The organism is Amycolatopsis sp. BJA-103, assembly GCF_002849735.1.
In the GTDB taxonomy this organism is placed as follows: Bacteria; Actinomycetota; Actinomycetes; order Mycobacteriales; family Pseudonocardiaceae; genus Amycolatopsis.
In genome coordinates this window covers 5,030,064-5,048,005 of record NZ_CP017780.1, presented here as the reverse complement: position 1 = coordinate 5,048,005, position 17,942 = coordinate 5,030,064, and the positions used below count along the sequence as shown (strand labels likewise).

Genomic DNA, 17,942 nt, shown 5'->3' with positions numbered 1-17,942 from the left:
CGCCTCGCCCCCGGCGCCGCGGGAGTGCCCGCCCGCGTGCCGCAAAACCCGGCTTCGGTAGGTCGTGGTCTCCATTAGGGTCGGGGATACCGCCTCCACCGACCCCTGGGGAAGAAACATGAGCGAAGTCTCCGCCCTCGCCGACGAGTTCGTCGAAGTCCTCTTCGACGCCGAGCCGGTCACGCCCGCTTTGCAGGGCTTCCGTCCGGAATCGACCGGGCTCACCGATCTCAGCGAGGCCGCGGGAGACGTCTTCCGCGCGAAGCTCGCCGGCCTCGCCGAGCGGGCCGAAGCGCTCGGCACCGACGGCTTGAGCGCGGAGGAGAAGACCACCCGGGACGTCCTGATCGCGTCGGCGCGGGCGAAGATCGCGCTGCTGGACTCACGGTTCGTCGAGTTCACCATCAGCGACCTGTTCATCTCGCCCGCCGCCGAGGTGCTGACCGTGCTGCCGATGATGTCGGTCGGCACGGGCGCGCAGGCGGAGGCCCACCTCGGGCGGATCGCCGCGATCCCCGAATTCCTCCGGCAGGCCGCTCAGCGGCATCGCGACGGCGTCGCCCGCGGCCTGGTCCCGGTCGCGTACCTCGTCGAATCCACCGTCGCGTACCTCGACCGGCACCTCGCCGACCCGTCGGCCGACCCGCTGCTGCGCCAGCCCGCGCCCGACGACGACTTCGAGACCCGGCGCGCCGACCTGCTGCGCGACGTCGTCCGGCCCGCGATCGCGGAGTACCGCGAGGTGCTCGCGAAGGAGATCGCGCCGCACGGCCGCCCCGAGGACAAGCCCGGCGTCTGCTGGCTGCCCGACGGCGAGCGCATCTACGCCCTGCTCGCCGAACTGCACACCACGACCGTCCGCACCCCGCGTGAGCTGCACCAGACCGGGCTCGACGTGATCGCGAGCCTCGCCGCCGAGTACCGCGAGTACGGCTCCAGCGTCTTCGGCACCACCGACCTCGCGGAGATCTTCAGCAAGCTCCGCACCGACCCGGCGCTGCGCTGGTCCAACGCCGACGAGATGCTCGATTCCGCCCGCGCGGCCATCACCAGGGCCGAGGCCGAGGCGCCGAAGTGGTTCGGCCGGATCCCGCCGCAGCCGTGGAAGGTCGAGGCGGTCCCCGCCGAATCGGCGCCCGGCGCGCCTGCCGCGTACTACATGTGGCCCGCGATCGACGGCTCCCGGCCGGGCATCTACTTCGCCAACACCCACAAGGCCGAGGAGCGGTTCCGGCACGCGGCCGAGGCGACGGCGTTCCACGAGGCCATTCCCGGGCACCACTTCCAGCTGAGTCTCGCGCAGGGACTCTCCGAACTCCCGTTGCTGCGCCGCATCGGAGACTTCAACGCGTACGCCGAGGGCTGGGGCCTCTACACCGAGCGCCTCGCCGACGAGATGGGCCTGTACTCCGACGACGTCGCGAAGCTCGGCATGCTGACCATGGATTCGATGCGCGCCGGGCGCCTGGTCGTCGACACCGGCCTGCACGCGCTGGGCTGGAGCCGCCGCCAGGCCATCGACTTCCTCACCGAGAACACGCCGATGGCGCTGGTCGAGATCGAGTCCGAAGTGGACCGTTACATCGCCTTCCCCGGTCAGGCGCTGTCGTACATGGTGGGGCGGCTGGAGATCCAGCGCATCCGCGAGGAAGCCGAGCTGACGCTGGGCGGCCGGTTCGACATCAAGGCCTTCCACGACGTCGTGCTCGGCGGCGGCTCACTGCCGCTTTCGGTGCTGGACGGCGTGGTCCGCGACTGGGTCGCCGGTCACGGCGACACCCCGAACAGCCTCGCCGGCGAGCTGATGGAGCTCAAGTTCGAGGAGTACCCGCTGTGGCGGTCCCTGCTCGGGCTGCCCGGTCACGACGGCTCACTGCCCGACCCGAGCACCGAGGCCGTGGCGGCCCAGCGCGCGTCGGCGGCCGCCATCGCCGAGCGGGCCGAAGCCCTCGCCGTCGAAGGACTTTCCGCGACCGAGGCGGTCACCCGCGAGGTCGTGATCCAGCAGGCGAAGGCGATGATCGACCTCGCCGACTCCCGCTCCGCGGACATCTCGGTCAGCGACGGGCTGGCCTCGCCCGCGTTGTCGGTCCTCAACGAACTCGCGATGCTGGCGCTGACCGACGAGGAACGGGTCCGGGGTTATCTCGAACGGCTGGAAGGACTCGGGTCCTATTTGGACGCGTTGATCGTGCGCCAGCGCGCGGCGGCGGCCGAAGGGCTGGTGCCGCCCGGCTTCCTCGTCGAGAGCGGTGTCGCTTACGTGGAGCGGTATCTCGGTGACGAGGCGGGTGACCCGCTGGCACTCACCGCGTCCGTTTCCGTGGAGGGTTACGAAACCGAGCGCGACCGGTTGCTCGCCGAGGTGGTCCGGCCCGCGTACCGGCGGTACCGCGACTTCCTCGACGGCGAACTGCGTCCCCTCGCGAAGCCCGAGGAGGAGCCGGGACTGTGCGCGCTGCCGGGCGGGCAGGAGAAGTACGCCGCGCTGATCCGGGCGCACACCTCCACCGAACGCACCGCGCAGGACCTGCACGACACCGGTCTCGACATGATCGCGAAACTGACCGACCAGTATCGCGAGCTGGGCGAGAAGATCTTCGACACCAAGGATCTCGGCGAGATCTTCGAGCGGCTCCGTACCGACCCGGCCCTGCGCTGGCGCGACGGCGACGAACTGCTCGACGCCGCGCGTGACGCCATCGCCCGTGCCGAAGCCGTCGCCCCCCAGTGGTTCTCGACCATTCCCGAGGAAAAGTGCCAGGTGGAGCCGGTGCCGCCCGCGGAGGCGCCGGGCGGCACGCTCGCGTACTACCTGGAGGCCGCGCTCGACGGTTCCCGTCCGGGCACGTACTACGCGAACACCCACGAAGCGGATCAGCGGCCCAAGCACACCAGCGAGGCGATCGCGTTCCACGAAGCCGTTCCGGGGCACCATTTCCAGATCTGCATCGCGCACCACCTCAAGGGGCTGCCGATGCTGCGGAGCCACGCCGACGTCAACGCCTACGTCGAAGGCTGGGGTCTCTACTCGGAGCGGCTCGCCGACGAGATGGGCCTGTACTCCAGCGAGCTGACCCGGTTCGGCATGCTCACGCAGGACTCGATGCGGGCCGGCCGCCTGGTCGTCGACACCGGGATGCACGCGCTCGGCTGGAGCCGTCAGCGGGCGGTGGACTACCTGGTCGAGAACACGCCGATGGCGCGCGTGGAGATCGAGGCCGAGATCGACCGGTACGCCGCGTATCCGGGGCAGGCGCTGTCGTACATGGTGGGACGGCTGGAGATCGAGCGGATCCGGGCCGAGGCCGAGGCCGCGCTCGGGGACCGGTTCGACATCAAGGGCTTCCACGAGGTCGTGCTGAGCAACGGGATCCTGCCGCTGCGAGTGCTGGACAACGTGGTGAAGGAGTGGGTGGCCGCACACAAATAGCGGTATCTCGGCGCTGGGAAGCGTAAATACCCTCGCCCGATGGTGACCGCAGCCCAGGCGAAGGCCAAGTACGACCAGCTCGTGGACCGCTACGAGGACATCTTCTTCTACGTCGCCGACGTGGGGAGGGACCTCGTCGCTTTCGCGGATCCCGCGCCCGGCACCCGGCTGCTCGACGTCGGGGCCGGGCGCGGGGCGGTCGCGAGGGCGGCGCTGGCCAAGGGCTGCGCCGTCACCGCGATCGACGCGTCACCGTTGATGATGCGACGGCTGGCCGAAGAACACCCGGAGATCTCCGCGAGCGAGGGTGACCTCTACCGGACTGGGTTCGCGGACGGGTCGTTCGACCTGGTCACCGCCGGTTTCGTGATGCAGGTCCTCGACGACCCGCTCGCCGCGCTCACCGAATTCCGGCGGGTGCTGACGCCGGGCGGCACGGTCGCGCTGTCCTTGGAACGGCAGTCCGTCGGCCGCCTGGCGTGGTTCCAGGATCTGAGCCTGGAGTTCTTCGCTCCCGGCGGCGCCGCCGAGCCGAAGGCCGCGCAGCCCGGCCCGATGACGTTCGACCAGCTCGACGCGCTGCTCGTCGAGGCCGGGTTCGAAGACCTGACGAGGGAAACCGTCGAACTGCCCAAACCACTGGCCGGTCCGGACGACCTGTTGGACTGGATGATGCCGCGGGGGCTGGCCGAGATGATCTCGGCGCTGCCGTCCGAGCGCGGTGAGGAGTTCCGTCGCCGGTTCCTGGAGGGAGCCCGGCGAATGCACGAAGATGGTGGCATCGTTCTGGAGTTCGCGGCGACCCTGCACCGGGCATACTATCGCTAAGCGAACGCTCAGTAACTTGTGAGGAGATACGGATGAGGATCGGAACCGCGATCAGCTACGCCGGTGGCTTCGCCGAGAGCGTGGCGGACATCGTCGAGCTGGAGAAGGCCGGGCTGGACATCGTCTTCGTCCCCGAGGCCTACTCGTTCGACGCGGTCAGCCAGCTCGGCTACGTCGCGGCGAAGACCGAGCGGGTCCAGATCGCCTCCGGCATCTTCCAGATCTACACGCGGACGCCGACGCTGACCGCGATGACCGCCGCCGGACTCGACTTCGTCTCCGACGGCCGGTTCACCCTCGGCATCGGCGCATCCGGTCCGCAGGTCATCGAGGGTTTCCACGGCGTGAAGTACGACGCGCCGCTCGGCAGGACCCGCGAGATCATCGACATCTGCCGTCAGGTGTGGCGGCGGGAGAAGGTCGTGCACTCCGGCACGCACTACAACATCCCGCTGCCGCCGGAGCAGGGCACGGGCCTCGGCAAGCCGCTGAAGCTGATCAACCACCCGGTGCGTTCGCGGATCCCGATCCTGCTGGCCTCGATCGGCCCGAAGAACGTCGCGCTCACCGCCGAACTCGCCGAGGGCTGGGAGCCGATCTTCTTCCACCCGGAGAAGGCCGCCGACGTCTGGGGCGCGTCGCTCGCGGAGGGCAAGGCGAAGCGCGACCCGTCGCTGGGTGAGCTGGACACCTTCGTCGGCACCGCGCTGGCGATCGGCGACGACGTCGAAGGGCTGCTGGACCACCTGCGCGGCATGCTGGCGCTGTACATCGGCGGAATGGGCGCCCGGGGCAAGAACTTCTACAACAGCCTCGCGCAGCGCTACGGCTATGAAGCCGAAGCCAAGCTCATCCAGGACCTCTACCTGGACGGCAAGAAGGAGGAAGCCGCCGCGGCCGTGCCGACGGAACTGATCAGGGCGATCTCGCTGATCGGGCCCGAGGGCTACGTCAAGGAGCGGCTGGCCGCCTTCCGCGAGGCGGGCGCGACCACGCTGGTGGTCAACCCGTTGCTGCCCGGCCGCGAGGCCCGCGTCGCCCAGGTTTCGAAGCTTCGCGAACTCATTGGTTAGCCGCGCGAAGGAGTCGAACCTCTCACCTGTATCGATACGGTATACTTGACCTGCGCCGGTGTACCCCCATCGTGGTCAAAAAGCGGCCTCCCGGTGGAAAGAGAACGTAAACCACGCCTGAACGGCCGGAAAATCCGCCATTATCAGGAGTGGAAGCGAGACCTCGGGGGAATCCGTTCGCGACGAAGGTGAGGTGCCTCGCGTGCGCAAGCAGATCGGGGAGCCGTCCGCCGCGGTCCTGGACGTCGGGTCGTTCAGTGCACGGCTGGTGGTTCTGGCCAAGGGCGGTTCGCCGCTCGACCCCGTGCTGAGCCACCAGACGCGCCTGCGGCTCGACAGGGAACTCGATGACGACGGGAACTTGACCCGGCGTGGCATCGACGCGGTCGCTTCGGCGGTCGAGGCGGGCATGACCATGGCCGCCAAGCACGGCGTCGAGGACGTGTACCCGCTCGCCACTTCGTCGATCCGCGACGCGGCCAACGTGAAGCAGGTCGTCTGCGACGTCGCGAAGGCCACCGGGGTCAAACTGCGGTTCCTGACCGGCCGCCGCGAGGCCGAACTGGCCTACGTCGGCGCGCGCCGGTGGTACGGCGCCTCGGCGGGCGGGCTGCTGGTGCTCGACATCGGCGGCGGAACCGTCGAACTCGCCGCGGGGGAGGCGGAGGAAGCCGAGTTCGCGCACTCGCTGCCGCTCGGCGCCCGCTCGCTGACGCGGGACTGGTTCGCCACCGAATGCCCGTCGCCCAAGGTCGTCCGGGCGATGCGGGAACACGTCCTCGACGAGGTCCGCGACGCGATGCAGGACGTCCTGCCGCAGATCCGCGACCACCGCGCCGTCGGCTGCTCCAAGGTGCTGAGGCAACTCGCCCGGCTCGCAGGCGACCGGCCGTCCCGCGCACGGGAACTGCACCTCGACGACCTCCGCGCGTGGATCCCGCGGCTGGCGAAGCTGCCCGCGAAACGCCGCGCCGAACTGCCCGGCATCTCGCGCCAGCGCTCCCACCAGGCGCTCGCGGGCGCGATCGTCGCCGAGGCGCTGCTGACGCTTTCCGGTGGCCAGGTCGCCATCTGCCCCTGGTCCACCAGGGACGGTCTGCTGCTCGGCATGCTCGACGGACTGGTCACGCCGGAGGGAAAACCGGCGAAAGCCGCCTGACAAATCCACTTGAAAGCTGGCGTATCCGCTCGCGAACGGGTACCCCGGACACATGAGGGAAAGCAAGAAGAGCTTCGGGCAGGACGACGAAGAAGACCTCGAGGACCTCCGGAAGACCCAGCCGAAGACCGACGTGCCGAGCGCGCCCAACCGCGACATCGGCCCGCACGGCACCGAGGAGGTCGACGGCGTGCCGGGCAGCGGCGAAGTCCCGGTCGAACCTCCGGATTGAGCGTCCGCCGCGGGGCCGCTCACGCGTCCTTGGGGCGCCGCCGCACCGGGGCCCGGCCCGCGGGCTGCAGAGGCGCCGGACCCGGATCGAGCGCCGGGATCGGCAGCCGCACCGGCTCGGAGTTCACGGTGAACGTCTCGCCGTGATGCGCGAGTTCCAGCGGCTCCCCGGTGATCACGTGATACGTCGCGCCCTCGCCGCCGATCTCGACCTGGAACCGCGTGCCGCGGAAGGTCAGCCGGAACGCGATCCGCCGTAGCTGCGGCGGCAGTCGCGGCGCGAAGGTCAGCCGTCCGCCGTGGTCACGCAGGCCGCCGAACCCGGCGACGGTGCCTTGCCACGCGCCGGCCAGCGAGGCGAGGTGCAGGCCGTTGCGGACGTTGTTGTGCACGTCGTGCAGGTCGGTGAGCGCGGCCTCGGCGAGGTAGTCGTAGGCCAGTTCGAGATGGCCGACCTCGGCCGCCACCACGGCCTGCGTTCCCGCCGACAGCGACGAATCCCGCACCGTCCGCGCCTCGTAGTAGGCGAAGTCGCGCGCTTTCTCCTCCGGGGTGAAGGAATCGCCGCACAGGTGCAGCGCGAGCACCAGATCCGCCTGCTTGACCACCTGTTTGCGGTACAGGTCGAAGTACGGGAAGTTCAGCAGCAGGGGGTAGAAGTCCGCGTCCGTGGCCTCGAAATCCCACTCGTCGTGTTCCAGGAACCCTTCGGACTGCGGGTGGACGCCGAGGTCCTCGTCGTAGGGCACCAGCATCGACTCGGCCGCCTTGCGCCACGACTCGACCTCGTCCGCGTGGACGTCGAACGCGGTCGCGATGTCTTCGTGCTGCCCGCAGATTTCGGCGGCGTAGAAGAGGTTCCGGCGTGCCATCAGGTTCGTGTAGACGTTGTTGTCCGCCACCGCGGAATACTCGTCCGGTCCGGTGACGCCGTCGATCCGGAACCGGCCCTGGCGGTCGAAATGGCCCAGCGACGACCACATCCGCGCGGTTTCGAGGAGCAGTTCCGCGCCGCAGGTCCGCAGGAACTCACTGTCGCCGGTGGCGTTGAGGTAGCGCACGACGGCGTCCGAGATGTCGGCGCTGACGTGGAACGCCGCCGTGCCCGCGGGCCAGTACGCCGAGCATTCCGCGCCGTTGATGGACCGCCAGGGGAACGCCGCGCCGCGCAAACCCAGCTGCGTCGCCCTTTCCCTCGCTTTGTCCAAAGTGGAGTGACGCCAGCGCAGGGCGTCGCGGGCGGCGTCCGGCATGCTGTAGGTGAGCACGGGCAGGACGAAGGTTTCGGTGTCCCAGAACGCGTGCCCGTCGTAGCCGGGGCCGGTCAACCCCTTGCCCGCCAAAGCCCTCGCCTCACCGCGGGCGCCGGCCTGCAGGAGATGGAAGAGCGAGAACCGTACCGCCTGCTGGAGTTCCGGGTCGCCGTCGATTTCGATGTCCGAGGTCTCCCAGAAATCGTCGAGGAACTCCTTCTGCTCGGCGAGCAAACCCTTCCAGCCGGTCTGCCGCGCGCCCGCCAGCGCGGCCTCCACCTGGGCGCGTACCGCGGGCACCGAACGCTGCGCGGACCAGCCGTAGGCGAGGAATTTGGTGATCCGCAGCCGTCCGCCCTTGGGCACGTCGACGGCGACGGTCAACCGCGCCAGATCCTCTTCGGCCTCGATATGCGTGCGGACCCCGTCGTTGACGTCGATCTTGTGGTCCATCGCCGCCGCCATCCGCAGCCCGGACCGGCGGGTCTGGTGCACCAGCACGGCGTGATAGGCCTCGGCGTGCTGGTACTCCGCGACCAGCGGCGACTCCAAAGCGGCCGCGACCCGGGGATCGCGGGTGTCGGATTCGATCGGCTCGTTGGCGAGCAGATCCGACTGCACCACCAGTTGCAGTTCGTCGTCGAGCGGTTCGACCTCGTACCGGATCGCGGCGACGGCCCGCTGGGTGAACGAGACCAGGCGTTCGGTCCGCACCCGGACCCGGCGCCCGGTCGGCGAGGACCACACGGTCTCGCGCGTGAGCGTGCCCTTGCGGAAGTCGAGGACGCGGTCGTGCTCGGTCGCCTGGCCGTACCGCATGTCGAGCGGTTCGTCCTCGACCAGCAGCCGGATGATCTTGCCGTCGGTCACGTTGACGACGGTCTGTCCTTCTTCCGGGTAGCCGTAACCGGTTTCCGCGTAGGGAAGGTCGTGCTGTTCGTAGAAACCGTTCAGGTAGGTGCCCGGCAGGCCGCGGGGTTCGGCCTCTTCCAGGGTGCCGCGCAGCCCGATGTGCCCGTTGGACAACGCGAAGGCCGATTCGGTGCGCTGCAGGGCATCGACGTCCATGCCGTGCCAGCGCAGTTCCCAGGGCGAGACCTCGTAGCCGTGGAGACGCGATTCGGTCACTTGCGATCCTCCAGGAGTTCGGCGAGGTCGTCCACCACGACGTCGGCGCCGTGTTCGAGCAGTTCCCCGGCCTGATGCGCGCGGTTCACCCCGACCACGTAACCGAAACCGCCGTCCTTGCCCGCCTGCACGCCCGCGAGCGCGTCCTCGAAGACCGCCGCGTTCTCGGGGGCGACGTCGAACGCCTCGGCGCCGGCGAGGAACGAGTCGGGGGCGGGCTTGCCGCGCAGTCCCTTTTCGGCGAGCACGATCCCGTCGATCCGCGCTTCGACGAACTTGGTCAGGTCGGCGGCGTCGAGCACCTTCGCGCCGTTGGCCGACGAGGTGACGACGCCGATGCGCAGGCCCGCCGCTTTCGCCGCTTCCAGGTAGCGCACGGAGCCCGGGTACGGGGTGACGCCCTCTTCGTCGATGATCTTCAGGACCAGCTGGTTCTTGCGGTTCCCGACGCCGTTGACGGTGGCGGCGTCGATCCCGTCGTCCGGTTTTCCCTCGGGCAGTTCGATCCCGCGCGAGGTGAGGAAGGTGCGGACGCCGTCGGCCCTCGGCCTTCCGTCGACGTAGGCGGCGTAGTCGGTGTCGGTGAACGGGGAGAAAGTGTCACCGTCGCGGGCGCGCAGGAACTCGTCGAACGTGCGTTTCCACGCTTCGCGGTGCTGGGCCGCGGTGCCGGTCAGCACGCCGTCGAGGTCGAAGAGGCAGGCCGTGATGGTGTCGGGCAGACCGATCATGCCTCCGCACGCTACCCGCGCCCGCCGGTGCCCGCTCAGCTTCCGGGATGCGGCCGCACCAGGTGGATCAGTTCGTGGACGGTCGCGTCGGCGAGGCTGTAGCGGACGATCCGGCCGTCGCGCCGGGCCGTCACCAGGCCGTGCGCGCGCAGCAGCCGCAACGCCTGCGAGACGGCGGTGTCGGTCATCCCGGTGGCGGCGGCGAGATCGGTGACACTGATCTCGCGCGCGTAGTGGATGGAGACCAGCAGTGCGAGCCGCGACGGATCCGCGACGAGCGAGAACCGTTGTGCCCATTCGGTGATCGCCTCGCGGTCGCCCATGCCCGCGACGGCGGCGTCGACGCGGTCCGGCTCGATGCTCACCTTCGCGATGTTAGGCGGCGCGGACCACGAGTGCGACGTGCCGCGCTGCCCGCTCCAGCGGATCGGGTGACCGGCGGATCCGGCTGACCAGCAGGGCGCCTTCGAGGTTGTTCACGATGGCCGCCGCGAGGTCGTCGGCGTCCCCGACATCGTGGCCGCCGAGCAGGTCCACCAGCAGCACGTGCCAGGTGGCGAACGCGTCCTGGCACGCCTTGGTGATCGCGGGCGAGGCGTGCGCCATCTCCAGCGTGATCGTGGCGAGCGGGCAGCCGCCGCGGTAGTCGTCGGCGGCCAGCGCCTCGGCCGCCTTGCGATACCACCAGCTCACGGCGTCCTCGACGGTCTCGTTGCGCTCGAAGGCGCGGTGCACCGTCTTGGACACGACGGCGGTGCCGAGTTCGATCGCGGCGACCGCCAGCTGCTCCTTGCCGCCGGGGAAGTGGTGGTACGCCGACCCCCACGGCGTCCCCGCCTGCTCGACGAGCCGCCGCCACGAGGTCGCCTGGTAACCCTCGCGGCGGAAGAGCTCCATCGCGGTCGAGATCATCCGCTCGCGGGTGGTGGTGTCGGACACGTCGCCCAGCATAGTCCTTGACTAGGACGACCGTCTTGGTCAAGTCTAGGACGATCGTCTTAGGAGGTACGGATGACCGTCGACGTCACCGGGGAGACCAGGCAGAAGACCGTGACCTGGCAGGATCCGCTGCCCACCGCCAGGCTCGGACTCGAACTTTCCGGGCTGGAGTACCTGTCGGGGATCGCCGAAGGGCGGATCCCGCCGCCGCCGATCTCGGCGCATTTCGGCATGCGCTGGGTGAGCGTGGCCGAAGGCGACGTCGTGCTCGCGGCGACGCCGGACGAGTCGCTGTACAACCCGATCGGGACCGTGCACGGGGGTGTCGCGGCGACCCTGCTGGACTCGGCGGTGGCGTGCGCGGTGCATTCGACCCTGCCCGCCGGGGTCGGCTACACCTCGGTCGAGCTGAAGGTGAACTACCTGCGCGCCATTTCCGGTTCGGTGGGGGAGATCCGCGCGCACGGCTGGGTCGTGAAGGCCGGTTCGCGCGTCGCGTTCGCCGAGGGCGACATCCGCGACGGGCAGGGCAAGGTGCTCGCGACCGCGTCGAGCACCTGCCTGATCATCAAGCCCTAGAACATCTCGGCGCCGGGCGGGACCGGCTGCTTGACGTCCCAGTGCTCCACGATGAGCCCGTCCGCCACCCGGACGATGTCGACGACGGCCGCGCCGCGTTCGTCGCCTGCCGGGACGACGTGCAGGTGCACGACGACGTGATCGTCGTCGGCGATCACGCGTTTGACGGTGACGTCGGCGCCGGCGAGCGGTGAATTCCGGATCGCTTCGACGAAAGCGTCACGGCCGGAGGGGAGACCCGGGCTGTGGGTGCGGAAATCCGGGTGCACGTTCGCGCCCGCGGCGGCGAAGTCCTTGTGCACGAACAGGTTCTCGAAGCAGTCGAGGACGATCTTCTTGGCTGTGGTCATGCGGGTATCGTTCCGCGCGGATTCGCCGTCGTCGATTACCGCGGAGGTAATGGCTCACCGCGGCGGGCGGATCCGGCGGCCGCGGATCGCTTCCGGATCGCCGTGACGGCCGAGGATTCCCGCCAGCAAGGCCTTCGCGTCCGCGATCCGTACTTCGCCGAACTCCGCGACGAGTTCTTTTTCGAGTGCGGCCCGGTGTTTCCGTGCCGCTTCGACGGTGTTTTCGGCCTGTTCCGTCAGATGCAGCAGCCGGGTCCGCGCGTCGGCCGGATCGGGCTCGCGCCGCAGCAGGCCCCGCCGTTCCAGATCGGCGACCGCCTTCGAAGCCGCTTGCTGGGTCACGCCCATCCGTTCGGCGAGCGCGGAGATCGACAGCGGCCCCGCGAGTACGTGCTGGAACACGACGCCGTCGTTGAAGCGCGGCTCGCCGAGTCCGTCGGCGGTCAGCCGCCGCTGGATCTCGTCACCCATCGCCCAGCCCGCGAACAGCGAGACGAGTGACAGGTCGAGGTTCGACGGCGTAGGATCCACAACCATGGTTGTGGAATCTAGCACGCCGCCGCCGGACGTGGTGGCGGAGTTCGTCCGCGTCGCGCATCGCGTCGTCTGGTGCACGCTCGCGACGGTCGACAGGCAGGGCAGGCCGAGGTCGCGGGTGGTGCACCCGATCTGGGAGGAGCGGGACGGCGGACTCGTCGGGCACCTGTTCACCCGGCCGACGCCACTGAAGAAAGCGCATCTGGCGCGGACGCCGTTCGTCTCGTGCTCGTACTGGGATCCGGCGCACGAGGTCGCCGTCGCCGAATGCGGCGCCGGCTACGCCGACGACGAGGAAACGCGGCGGCACCTGTGGCGGCTGGCGTCGGAAACCCCGGAACCGCTGGGCTTCGACCCGAAGATCATGGGTGGCGAAGACCCGCTCGACCCGGGCCTCACCGTCCTGCGCCTGACGCCGTGGAGGGTCAGCGCGGGCGGCAAGGCCTGGCGGCGGTCCTAGGCCGCGCCGACCTTCCGTTCGAAGACCAGGCCCTCGGCGGCGCGCAGCCCGACGCTGATCGCGCCGGTCAGCACGCCGTCGTCGCCCAGTTCGCCCTGGACGACCGACGGGACGAGCGGGGTGAAGGACCGCAGGGCGCGGTCGATCGGGTCGAGCAGCAGATCGGCCGCGGTGCCGATACCGCCGCCGAGCACGATCAGTTCGGGGTCGATCACCGCGGCCACCGAGGCCACCGTGTAGGCGAGCCTGTCCGCCTCCGCCTCGACGGCGCGCAGGGCGAGTTCGTCGCCGTCGCGGGCGAGGCGGAAGACCTCGCGGGCCGATTTCGCCGTGCCGAGGCCGAGTTCGCGCGCACCGCGGACCACGGACTGTGCCGCCGTCGCCTCTTCGAGGTGGCCGCGGACCGGCGGGGCGTCCGCCGCGTGCGATTGGCCGTAGGGCAGGTAGCCGATTTCGCCCGCCGCGCCCGTCGCGCCGCGGAAGACCTCGCCGTTGACCATCACGCCCATGCCGACGCCGGTGCCGATGGTGATGCAGCCGAAAACGGACGCGCCGCGCGCGGCACCGCGTTCCCATTCGCCGACGGCGGTGAGATTCGCGTCGTTCTCGACCATCAGGTCCGGGCCGAGGACGCCTTCGAGCTCGTCGAGCAGGCCCGCCTTGCCCCAGCCGGGCAGGTTCGGCGCGTGCCGGAAGCAGCGTTTCGCCGGATCCGCGACGCCGGGGGAGCCCAGGACGCGCACGACGATGTCGGCCTGGCTCAGTCCCGCTTCGCGCACCGTCGCCGCGGCGAGGGCGCCCACGGCGCTGACGAGCGCGGTGCCCGAACGCGAGGTGTTCCGCTCGTCACGCCGGGCGACCACGGTGTGGCCGAGATCCGAGACGGCGACGCGGAGATGCTCGCGTCCGATGTCGACACCGAGGACGTAACCGGCCGTGGGATCCGCTTCGTAGAGGACGGCGGACCGGCCGGTGCCGGTGGAGGTGTGCCCGGTCGCCCTGGCGAGACCGGCCGCTTCGAGCGCCAGTAAAGCTTGGCTCACCGTGGGTTTCGAAAGACCGGTGTCCTTGGCGACTTGCGGCCGCGTCGCGGGGCCGCTGCGGCGCAGGAGGTCCAGCACGGCGCGCTGATTGATCTTCCGCATCCCGGCGGGGGTGCCGACGGGCGGACTTTCTGCGCCAACCACGAGCTTCGCCTCCTGTCGAACCAAAGTGTTCCCACCAAAGTAATCGGGTCCGGCCCGAAAAGGGCAAGAAGGTTTACATTCAGTGGTTCTCGGTGACAGTAAACGTGTCCGGGTCGCAACTCGCGCACGCCGCGCGCGAAATCCGGTGATTCACCCGGTGTCCGGACGGGTGCTCCCAGTGACCGGCAATGGTCTAGACCAAGCGGGTCAACCTCCGGTCAGGCGACGTGGCGGCTCGCCGGGCGGCGGAATCCCTTGTGCTGGCGGGGTCGTTCGGGGGCTTCGCCGGTCTCGCGGTCCGTCTCCGTGGAGTACGAATCGGGGCTGTCGGCCGTCGTCGCGGGGCTCGGGCGGGTGCGCAGGCGGTGCTGGCGGTTCACCACGAACAGCAGCACCAGGCCGAGGACGACCAGGCCGTGGGTCAGCACGCGCCCGGCGGTGACCTGCCCGGTGACGAGGTCGCCCGCCGACAACGCCAGCAGCAGCGCGACGAAACCGGTCAGCGCCGGCAGCTGTCCGGCGGCGGCCTTGGTGCGGAAGGCCGCCCAGCCGAGTCCGACGCCGACGGCGAGGTTCCACGCGCTGCTCTCGTGCGAAAGGTGCCCGACCAGGGTTTCCGCACCGTGCCCGGCGCCGTGGTCTTCGACCCCCAGCAGCTGGGCGAAGGCGAGGCCGAGCTGCGCGATCGCGACCAGGGCGAGCGCGATCCTGGCGGGCCAGCCCTCGCTCGGCGGGGCGGGCGTGCGTTCCATGATGAGGGCGGTGAGGTCCGGGACCGGGGGAGCGGGCCGGACCAGCAGCGTCCGGTGCAGCCGTTCGGCGCGGGCGAGCCAAGAACGGCAAGCGGCGCAGCCGGCGACGTGCCGGTCGACCGCCTCGGGCGGGGCGGGTTCGGTTTCGCCGTCGAGCCGGGCCGACAGGGCCTCGCGGCAGGTCTCGCACTTCACGTCTCACTTGTCGGGCGCGGGCCTGCCCCGGTTCCCGGGACGCTGCTACGTTTCTCGTATGGCCGGGGCGCGCAACCACGACGACGAGCGGGTGACCGCGCTCGCTCTCGACGCCGCCCGCGGTGACCGGCGGGCGCTCGAGGACTGGGTGCGGGCCACGCAGGCCGACGTCTGGCGCTTCGTCGCGCACCTCGCCGACGTCAGTGCCGCCGACGATCTCACCCAGGAGACGTACCTGCGCGCCTTCGGCAGCCTGCGCAGGTTCGCCGGACGGTCCTCCTCGCGGACCTGGCTCCTTTCGATCGCACGCCGCGTGGTCGTCGACCGCATCCGGGCGGCTTCGGCTCGTCCGAAGCTCGCCGACGTCGACTGGGAAGCCACCGCCGAGCGCCGCGGCGCCCGTCAGGCGGAGGGTGTCGCGGGCTTCGAAGACCTCGTGGAGCTGCGGATGCTGCTCGACGGGCTCGACCCGGAGCGGCGTGAGGTCCTCGTCCTCACCCAGGTGCTGGGGCTTTCGTACGCCGAGGCCGCCGAGATCTGCGGCTGCCCGGTCGGCACCGTGCGCTCGCGCATCGCCCGCGCCCGCGAAGACCTGCTCGAAGCAGGCCGGGAGCGCGACTCCATCTAACGCCCCGCAAGTACCGCAACCAGAGGACTGATTGCGGGTCTCGCTGTGGCGCGGCACACATTTGGGGCCCTCCGCTGTCACCTCGTCACACAGATGGGCTGACACGACTACTCCGCGTTGACTAGGCCGAATGCCGATGCCTAGCGTGTCGCCATCCGACCCCAGGCCGCGCGAGGGTCCCCGCCTTCACCGCGCGCTCTCGAAGGGATCTTCCCGATGGCCAGTCCCACCACTGGAACCCAAGAGCAGGACCCCGGCGGCCTCGGCCGCCGCCGGTTCCTGAGCTTCCTCGTCGCCGCGCCCACCCTCACGATCGCCACGAAGATCGGTATCGACGGCTTCGCCCCCGAAGAGGCCGAAGCGGTCATCCCGACCCTTCCCGGACCGGCCGAGATCCTCGACCTCGGCGACGTCCTGATCCTTTCGAACGCCCCCACCGCCGGTCTGCTCGTGCTCGAAGTCCGCGAAGACGGCCGCGTGCGGCTGGAACTGCCGCGGACCGAGGTCGGCCAGGGCATCACCACGGCGAACGCGATGCTCGTCGCCGAAGAGATGGACCTGCCGCTCGACCGCGTCGACGTCGTGCTCTCCGACGCCCGTCCGGAACTGCTGTTCAACCAGCTGACCGGCGGCTCCAACACGATGCGTTCGCTGTACACCCCGGTGCGGATCGCGGCGGCCGCCGCCCGTGCCCGCCTGGTCGCGACCGCGGCGCGGCAGTGGGGCGCCCAGGCCGATCGTCTGTCCACAAGGGATGGTTCGGTGATCGCGCCCGACGGCCGCCGGATGGGATACGGCGCGCTGTCCAGGCCCGCCGCCCGCGCCGATCTGGGGAAGCTCACGGTGACCCCGAAAGCCGAGTCCGCGCACAAGCTGGTCGGCACGCCGCAGTCGCGCAAGGACGCCCGCGCGATGGTCACCGGGCAGCTGAAGTACACGCTCGACCTGGACATCCCCGGCGCGAAGCCGGCCATGGTCCGCCGCCCGCCGACGATCAACGGCACGGTCAAGAAGGTCAACAACGAGGCCGCCGTCCGCGCGATGCCGGGCATCATCGACATCGCCGTCATCAAGACCGGTGTAGCGGTGCTGGCCGAGACCTTCGGCCAGGCGCTCGACGGCAAGAACGCCCTCGACGTCACCTGGAACGGCGGCACCGTCGACGGCGAGAACAACGCGACGATCAAGAAGAAGCTGCAGGCCGCGGCGCTGCCGTTCGTCGTCCCGCCGCTGCTGACCCAGTACGTCGACGGCGAGTTCGACTTCGCCTTCGCGAGCCACGCGCCGCTGGAGACCAACTCGGCGGTCGCCGACGTCCGGGCGGACGGCGCCACCATCTGGTCCGGGATGAAGGTCCCGATCCTGGCGAAGCAGAACATCGCGGCGGAACTCGGCCTGCCGGTGAACAAGGTCACCGTGCACGTCCAGCAGGCGGGCGGGTCGTTCGGCCGCAGGCTGTTCTCCGACGGCGCGATCGAAGCCGCGCGGATTTCGAAGGCGATGAAGCGTCCGGTGCGGCTGATGTGGAGCCGGATCGACGACATGCGCCACGGCCGCGCCCGCGCCGCGAGCCACCACAAGATCCGCGCCACCTTCGCGCTCGGCCAGGTGCTCAGCTTCGAACACCGGGTCGCCAGCGTGGAGACCGACTGGGGACACGGGCTCGGCGAGGTTCTCACCGCGTTCGCCGCCCAGTTGCCGGTCGCCGGGAACCTGAGCTTCGCGCAGACGGTGTTCCTGTTGACGGTGAAGTCGCCGTACAATTTCGGTGTCACCACGCAGCTGCTCAACGAGGTCCCGATGGACTTCCACACCGGCGCCTGGCGGTCGGTGTATTCGTCGAGCACGCGCGGCGCGGAAGAGATCATGGTCGACGAGATCGCCGCGAAGCTCGGCAAGGACCCGGTGGCGTTCCGGCGCGAGTTCATCAAGAACGAGCGGCAGCGCGCGGTGCTGGACAAGGTCGCCGAACTCGGCGAGTGGGGCAAGAAGATGCCCAAGGGTTTCGCGCAGGGCGTCGCCGTGCACGGCGAGTACAAGTCGTACACCGCTTGTCTGGTCGAAATGGACGCTCGCGACCCGAAGAACCCGCGTGTCACCAAGGCGACCATCGCGGTCGACGTCGGCAAGCCGATCAACCCGCGCGGTATCGAGGCGCAGATGCTCGGCGGCCTGACCGACGGCATCTCCACGACGCTGACCGCCGGGTTGCACATCGACAAGGGGCTGCCGCTGGAGGGCAGTTACTCGCAGTTCCACTACGCGCGGCAGAAGAACTCGCCGAAGGACGTCAAGGTGTTCGTCATGCCCGAGACGGGCGAGATCGGCGGCGCCGGGGAACTCGGCGTACCCGCGCCGGTCGGCGCGATCGCGAACGCCTACGCGCGGGCGACCGGGATCAAACCGCGCAGCTTCCCGATCAACTTCCCGATCGACTTCGAGCCCTTCCCCCGCTGACTTTCCTTCCCCGCCAAGGAGT

General features: G+C 70.0%; 17 protein-coding genes. 9 read left to right on the top strand and 8 right to left on the bottom strand.

What is annotated here, in order from left to right:
• Positions 1-118: 118 nt before the first annotated feature.
• From BKN51_RS21775 to BKN51_RS21755, 5 genes are all read left to right on the top strand, one after another.
• Complete coding sequence (locus tag BKN51_RS21775; protein ID WP_101609378.1) at positions 119-3,433, top strand: DUF885 domain-containing protein; 3,315 nt, start codon at positions 119-121, stop codon at positions 3,431-3,433.
• 39 nt (positions 3,434-3,472) lie between these two features.
• A complete protein-coding gene (locus tag BKN51_RS21770; RefSeq protein ID WP_101609377.1) occupies positions 3,473-4,261 on the top strand; it encodes a class I SAM-dependent methyltransferase in 789 nt (262 codons plus the stop codon).
• Between the two features lie 32 nt (positions 4,262-4,293).
• Complete coding sequence (locus BKN51_RS21765) at positions 4,294-5,334, top strand: LLM class F420-dependent oxidoreductase (RefSeq protein WP_101609376.1); 1,041 nt, start codon at positions 4,294-4,296, stop codon at positions 5,332-5,334.
• Positions 5,335-5,536: 202 nt separating this feature from the next.
• Entirely contained in the window at positions 5,537-6,493 is a 957-nt protein-coding gene (locus tag BKN51_RS21760; RefSeq protein ID WP_101609375.1) for a Ppx/GppA phosphatase family protein, read from the top strand.
• A 52-nt stretch (positions 6,494-6,545) separates the two neighbouring features.
• Complete coding sequence (locus BKN51_RS21755) at positions 6,546-6,725, top strand: hypothetical protein (RefSeq protein WP_101609374.1); 180 nt, start codon at positions 6,546-6,548, stop codon at positions 6,723-6,725.
• 19 nt (positions 6,726-6,744) lie between these two features.
• Here the strand turns inward: BKN51_RS21755 and BKN51_RS21750 are convergent, their stop codons facing one another.
• Genes BKN51_RS21750 through BKN51_RS21735 form a run of 4 tightly spaced genes read right to left on the bottom strand, consistent with a single transcriptional unit; the run spans position 6,745 to position 10,775 of the window.
• Positions 6,745-9,045: a glycoside hydrolase family 65 protein gene (locus BKN51_RS21750; protein WP_369862417.1), complete on the bottom strand. Its 2,301-nt coding sequence runs from the start codon at positions 9,043-9,045 to the stop codon at positions 6,745-6,747.
• 56 nt (positions 9,046-9,101) lie between these two features.
• On the bottom strand, positions 9,102-9,836 hold the full coding sequence (locus BKN51_RS21745; RefSeq protein ID WP_101609372.1) for an HAD family hydrolase: 735 nt from the start codon (positions 9,834-9,836) through the stop codon (positions 9,102-9,104).
• Positions 9,837-9,871: 35 nt separating this feature from the next.
• On the bottom strand, positions 9,872-10,159 hold the full coding sequence (locus tag BKN51_RS21740; RefSeq protein ID WP_101613373.1) for an ArsR/SmtB family transcription factor: 288 nt from the start codon (positions 10,157-10,159) through the stop codon (positions 9,872-9,874).
• Positions 10,160-10,211: 52 nt separating this feature from the next.
• Positions 10,212-10,775: a TetR/AcrR family transcriptional regulator gene (locus BKN51_RS21735; protein WP_233223710.1), complete on the bottom strand. Its 564-nt coding sequence runs from the start codon at positions 10,773-10,775 to the stop codon at positions 10,212-10,214.
• 72 nt (positions 10,776-10,847) lie between these two features.
• Here BKN51_RS21735 and BKN51_RS21730 point away from each other — a divergent pair, with 72 nt between their 5' ends.
• Entirely contained in the window at positions 10,848-11,354 is a 507-nt protein-coding gene (locus tag BKN51_RS21730; RefSeq protein ID WP_101609370.1) for a PaaI family thioesterase, read from the top strand.
• Here the strand turns inward: BKN51_RS21730 and BKN51_RS21725 are convergent.
• Complete coding sequence (locus BKN51_RS21725) at positions 11,351-11,704, bottom strand: nuclear transport factor 2 family protein (protein ID WP_101609369.1); 354 nt, start codon at positions 11,702-11,704, stop codon at positions 11,351-11,353. The genes BKN51_RS21730 and BKN51_RS21725 overlap by 4 nt on opposite strands.
• A gap of 54 nt (positions 11,705-11,758) precedes the next feature.
• The gene (locus BKN51_RS21720; protein WP_101609368.1) at positions 11,759-12,241 is read right to left on the bottom strand and encodes a MarR family winged helix-turn-helix transcriptional regulator; all 483 of its coding nucleotides are present in this window, start codon (positions 12,239-12,241) and stop codon (positions 11,759-11,761) included.
• Between BKN51_RS21720 and BKN51_RS21715 the strand changes: the two genes are divergently transcribed.
• Complete coding sequence (locus BKN51_RS21715; protein WP_101609367.1) at positions 12,240-12,701, top strand: pyridoxamine 5'-phosphate oxidase family protein; 462 nt, start codon at positions 12,240-12,242, stop codon at positions 12,699-12,701. The genes BKN51_RS21720 and BKN51_RS21715 overlap by 2 nt on opposite strands.
• On the opposite strand, the gene BKN51_RS21710 is transcribed toward BKN51_RS21715, so the two are convergent.
• Both BKN51_RS21710 and BKN51_RS21705 read right to left on the bottom strand, forming a co-directional pair.
• Entirely contained in the window at positions 12,698-13,888 is a 1,191-nt protein-coding gene (locus tag BKN51_RS21710; protein ID WP_101609366.1) for an ROK family transcriptional regulator, read from the bottom strand. The two genes, BKN51_RS21715 and BKN51_RS21710, sit on opposite strands and share 4 nt — an antisense overlap.
• A 218-nt stretch (positions 13,889-14,106) precedes the next feature.
• Positions 14,107-14,835, bottom strand: coding sequence for a zf-HC2 domain-containing protein (locus BKN51_RS21705; RefSeq protein WP_101609365.1), 729 nt, complete (start codon positions 14,833-14,835; stop codon positions 14,107-14,109).
• Positions 14,836-14,893: 58 nt separating this feature from the next.
• Here BKN51_RS21705 and sigC point away from each other — a divergent pair, with 58 nt between their 5' ends.
• Together sigC and BKN51_RS21695 are read left to right on the top strand one after the other, a co-directional pair.
• A complete protein-coding gene (sigC, locus tag BKN51_RS21700) occupies positions 14,894-15,463 on the top strand; it encodes an RNA polymerase sigma factor SigC (protein WP_101609364.1) in 570 nt (189 codons plus the stop codon).
• A gap of 216 nt (positions 15,464-15,679) precedes the next feature.
• On the top strand, positions 15,680-17,920 hold the full coding sequence (locus tag BKN51_RS21695; protein ID WP_101609363.1) for a xanthine dehydrogenase family protein molybdopterin-binding subunit: 2,241 nt from the start codon (positions 15,680-15,682) through the stop codon (positions 17,918-17,920).
• The last annotated feature ends 22 nt before the right edge of the window (positions 17,921-17,942 follow it).

Bases quoted from the DNA above. Each gene is read 5' to 3' on its own strand.
- BKN51_RS21775 (WP_101609378.1), top strand. From the start codon at position 119: ATGAGCGAAGTCTCCGCCCTCGCCGACGAGTTCGTCGAAGTCCTCTTC.
- BKN51_RS21770 (WP_101609377.1), top strand. From the start codon at position 3,473: ATGGTGACCGCAGCCCAGGCGAAGGCCAAGTACGACCAGCTCGTGGAC.
- BKN51_RS21765 (WP_101609376.1), top strand. From the start codon at position 4,294: ATGAGGATCGGAACCGCGATCAGCTACGCCGGTGGCTTCGCCGAGAGC.
- BKN51_RS21755 (WP_101609374.1), top strand. From the start codon at position 6,546: ATGAGGGAAAGCAAGAAGAGCTTCGGGCAGGACGACGAAGAAGACCTC.
- BKN51_RS21750 (WP_369862417.1), bottom strand. From the start codon at position 9,045: ATGGACGTCGATGCCCTGCAGCGCACCGAATCGGCCTTCGCGTTGTCC.
- BKN51_RS21745 (WP_101609372.1), bottom strand. From the start codon at position 9,836: ATGATCGGTCTGCCCGACACCATCACGGCCTGCCTCTTCGACCTCGAC.
- BKN51_RS21740 (WP_101613373.1), bottom strand. From the start codon at position 10,159: ATGGGCGACCGCGAGGCGATCACCGAATGGGCACAACGGTTCTCGCTC.
- BKN51_RS21730 (WP_101609370.1), top strand. From the start codon at position 10,848: ATGACCGTCGACGTCACCGGGGAGACCAGGCAGAAGACCGTGACCTGG.
- BKN51_RS21725 (WP_101609369.1), bottom strand. From the start codon at position 11,704: ATGACCACAGCCAAGAAGATCGTCCTCGACTGCTTCGAGAACCTGTTC.
- BKN51_RS21715 (WP_101609367.1), top strand. From the start codon at position 12,240: ATGGTTGTGGAATCTAGCACGCCGCCGCCGGACGTGGTGGCGGAGTTC.
- BKN51_RS21720 (WP_101609368.1), bottom strand. From the start codon at position 12,241: ATGGTTGTGGATCCTACGCCGTCGAACCTCGACCTGTCACTCGTCTCG.
- sigC (WP_101609364.1), top strand. From the start codon at position 14,894: ATGGCCGGGGCGCGCAACCACGACGACGAGCGGGTGACCGCGCTCGCT.
- BKN51_RS21695 (WP_101609363.1), top strand. From the start codon at position 15,680: ATGGCCAGTCCCACCACTGGAACCCAAGAGCAGGACCCCGGCGGCCTC.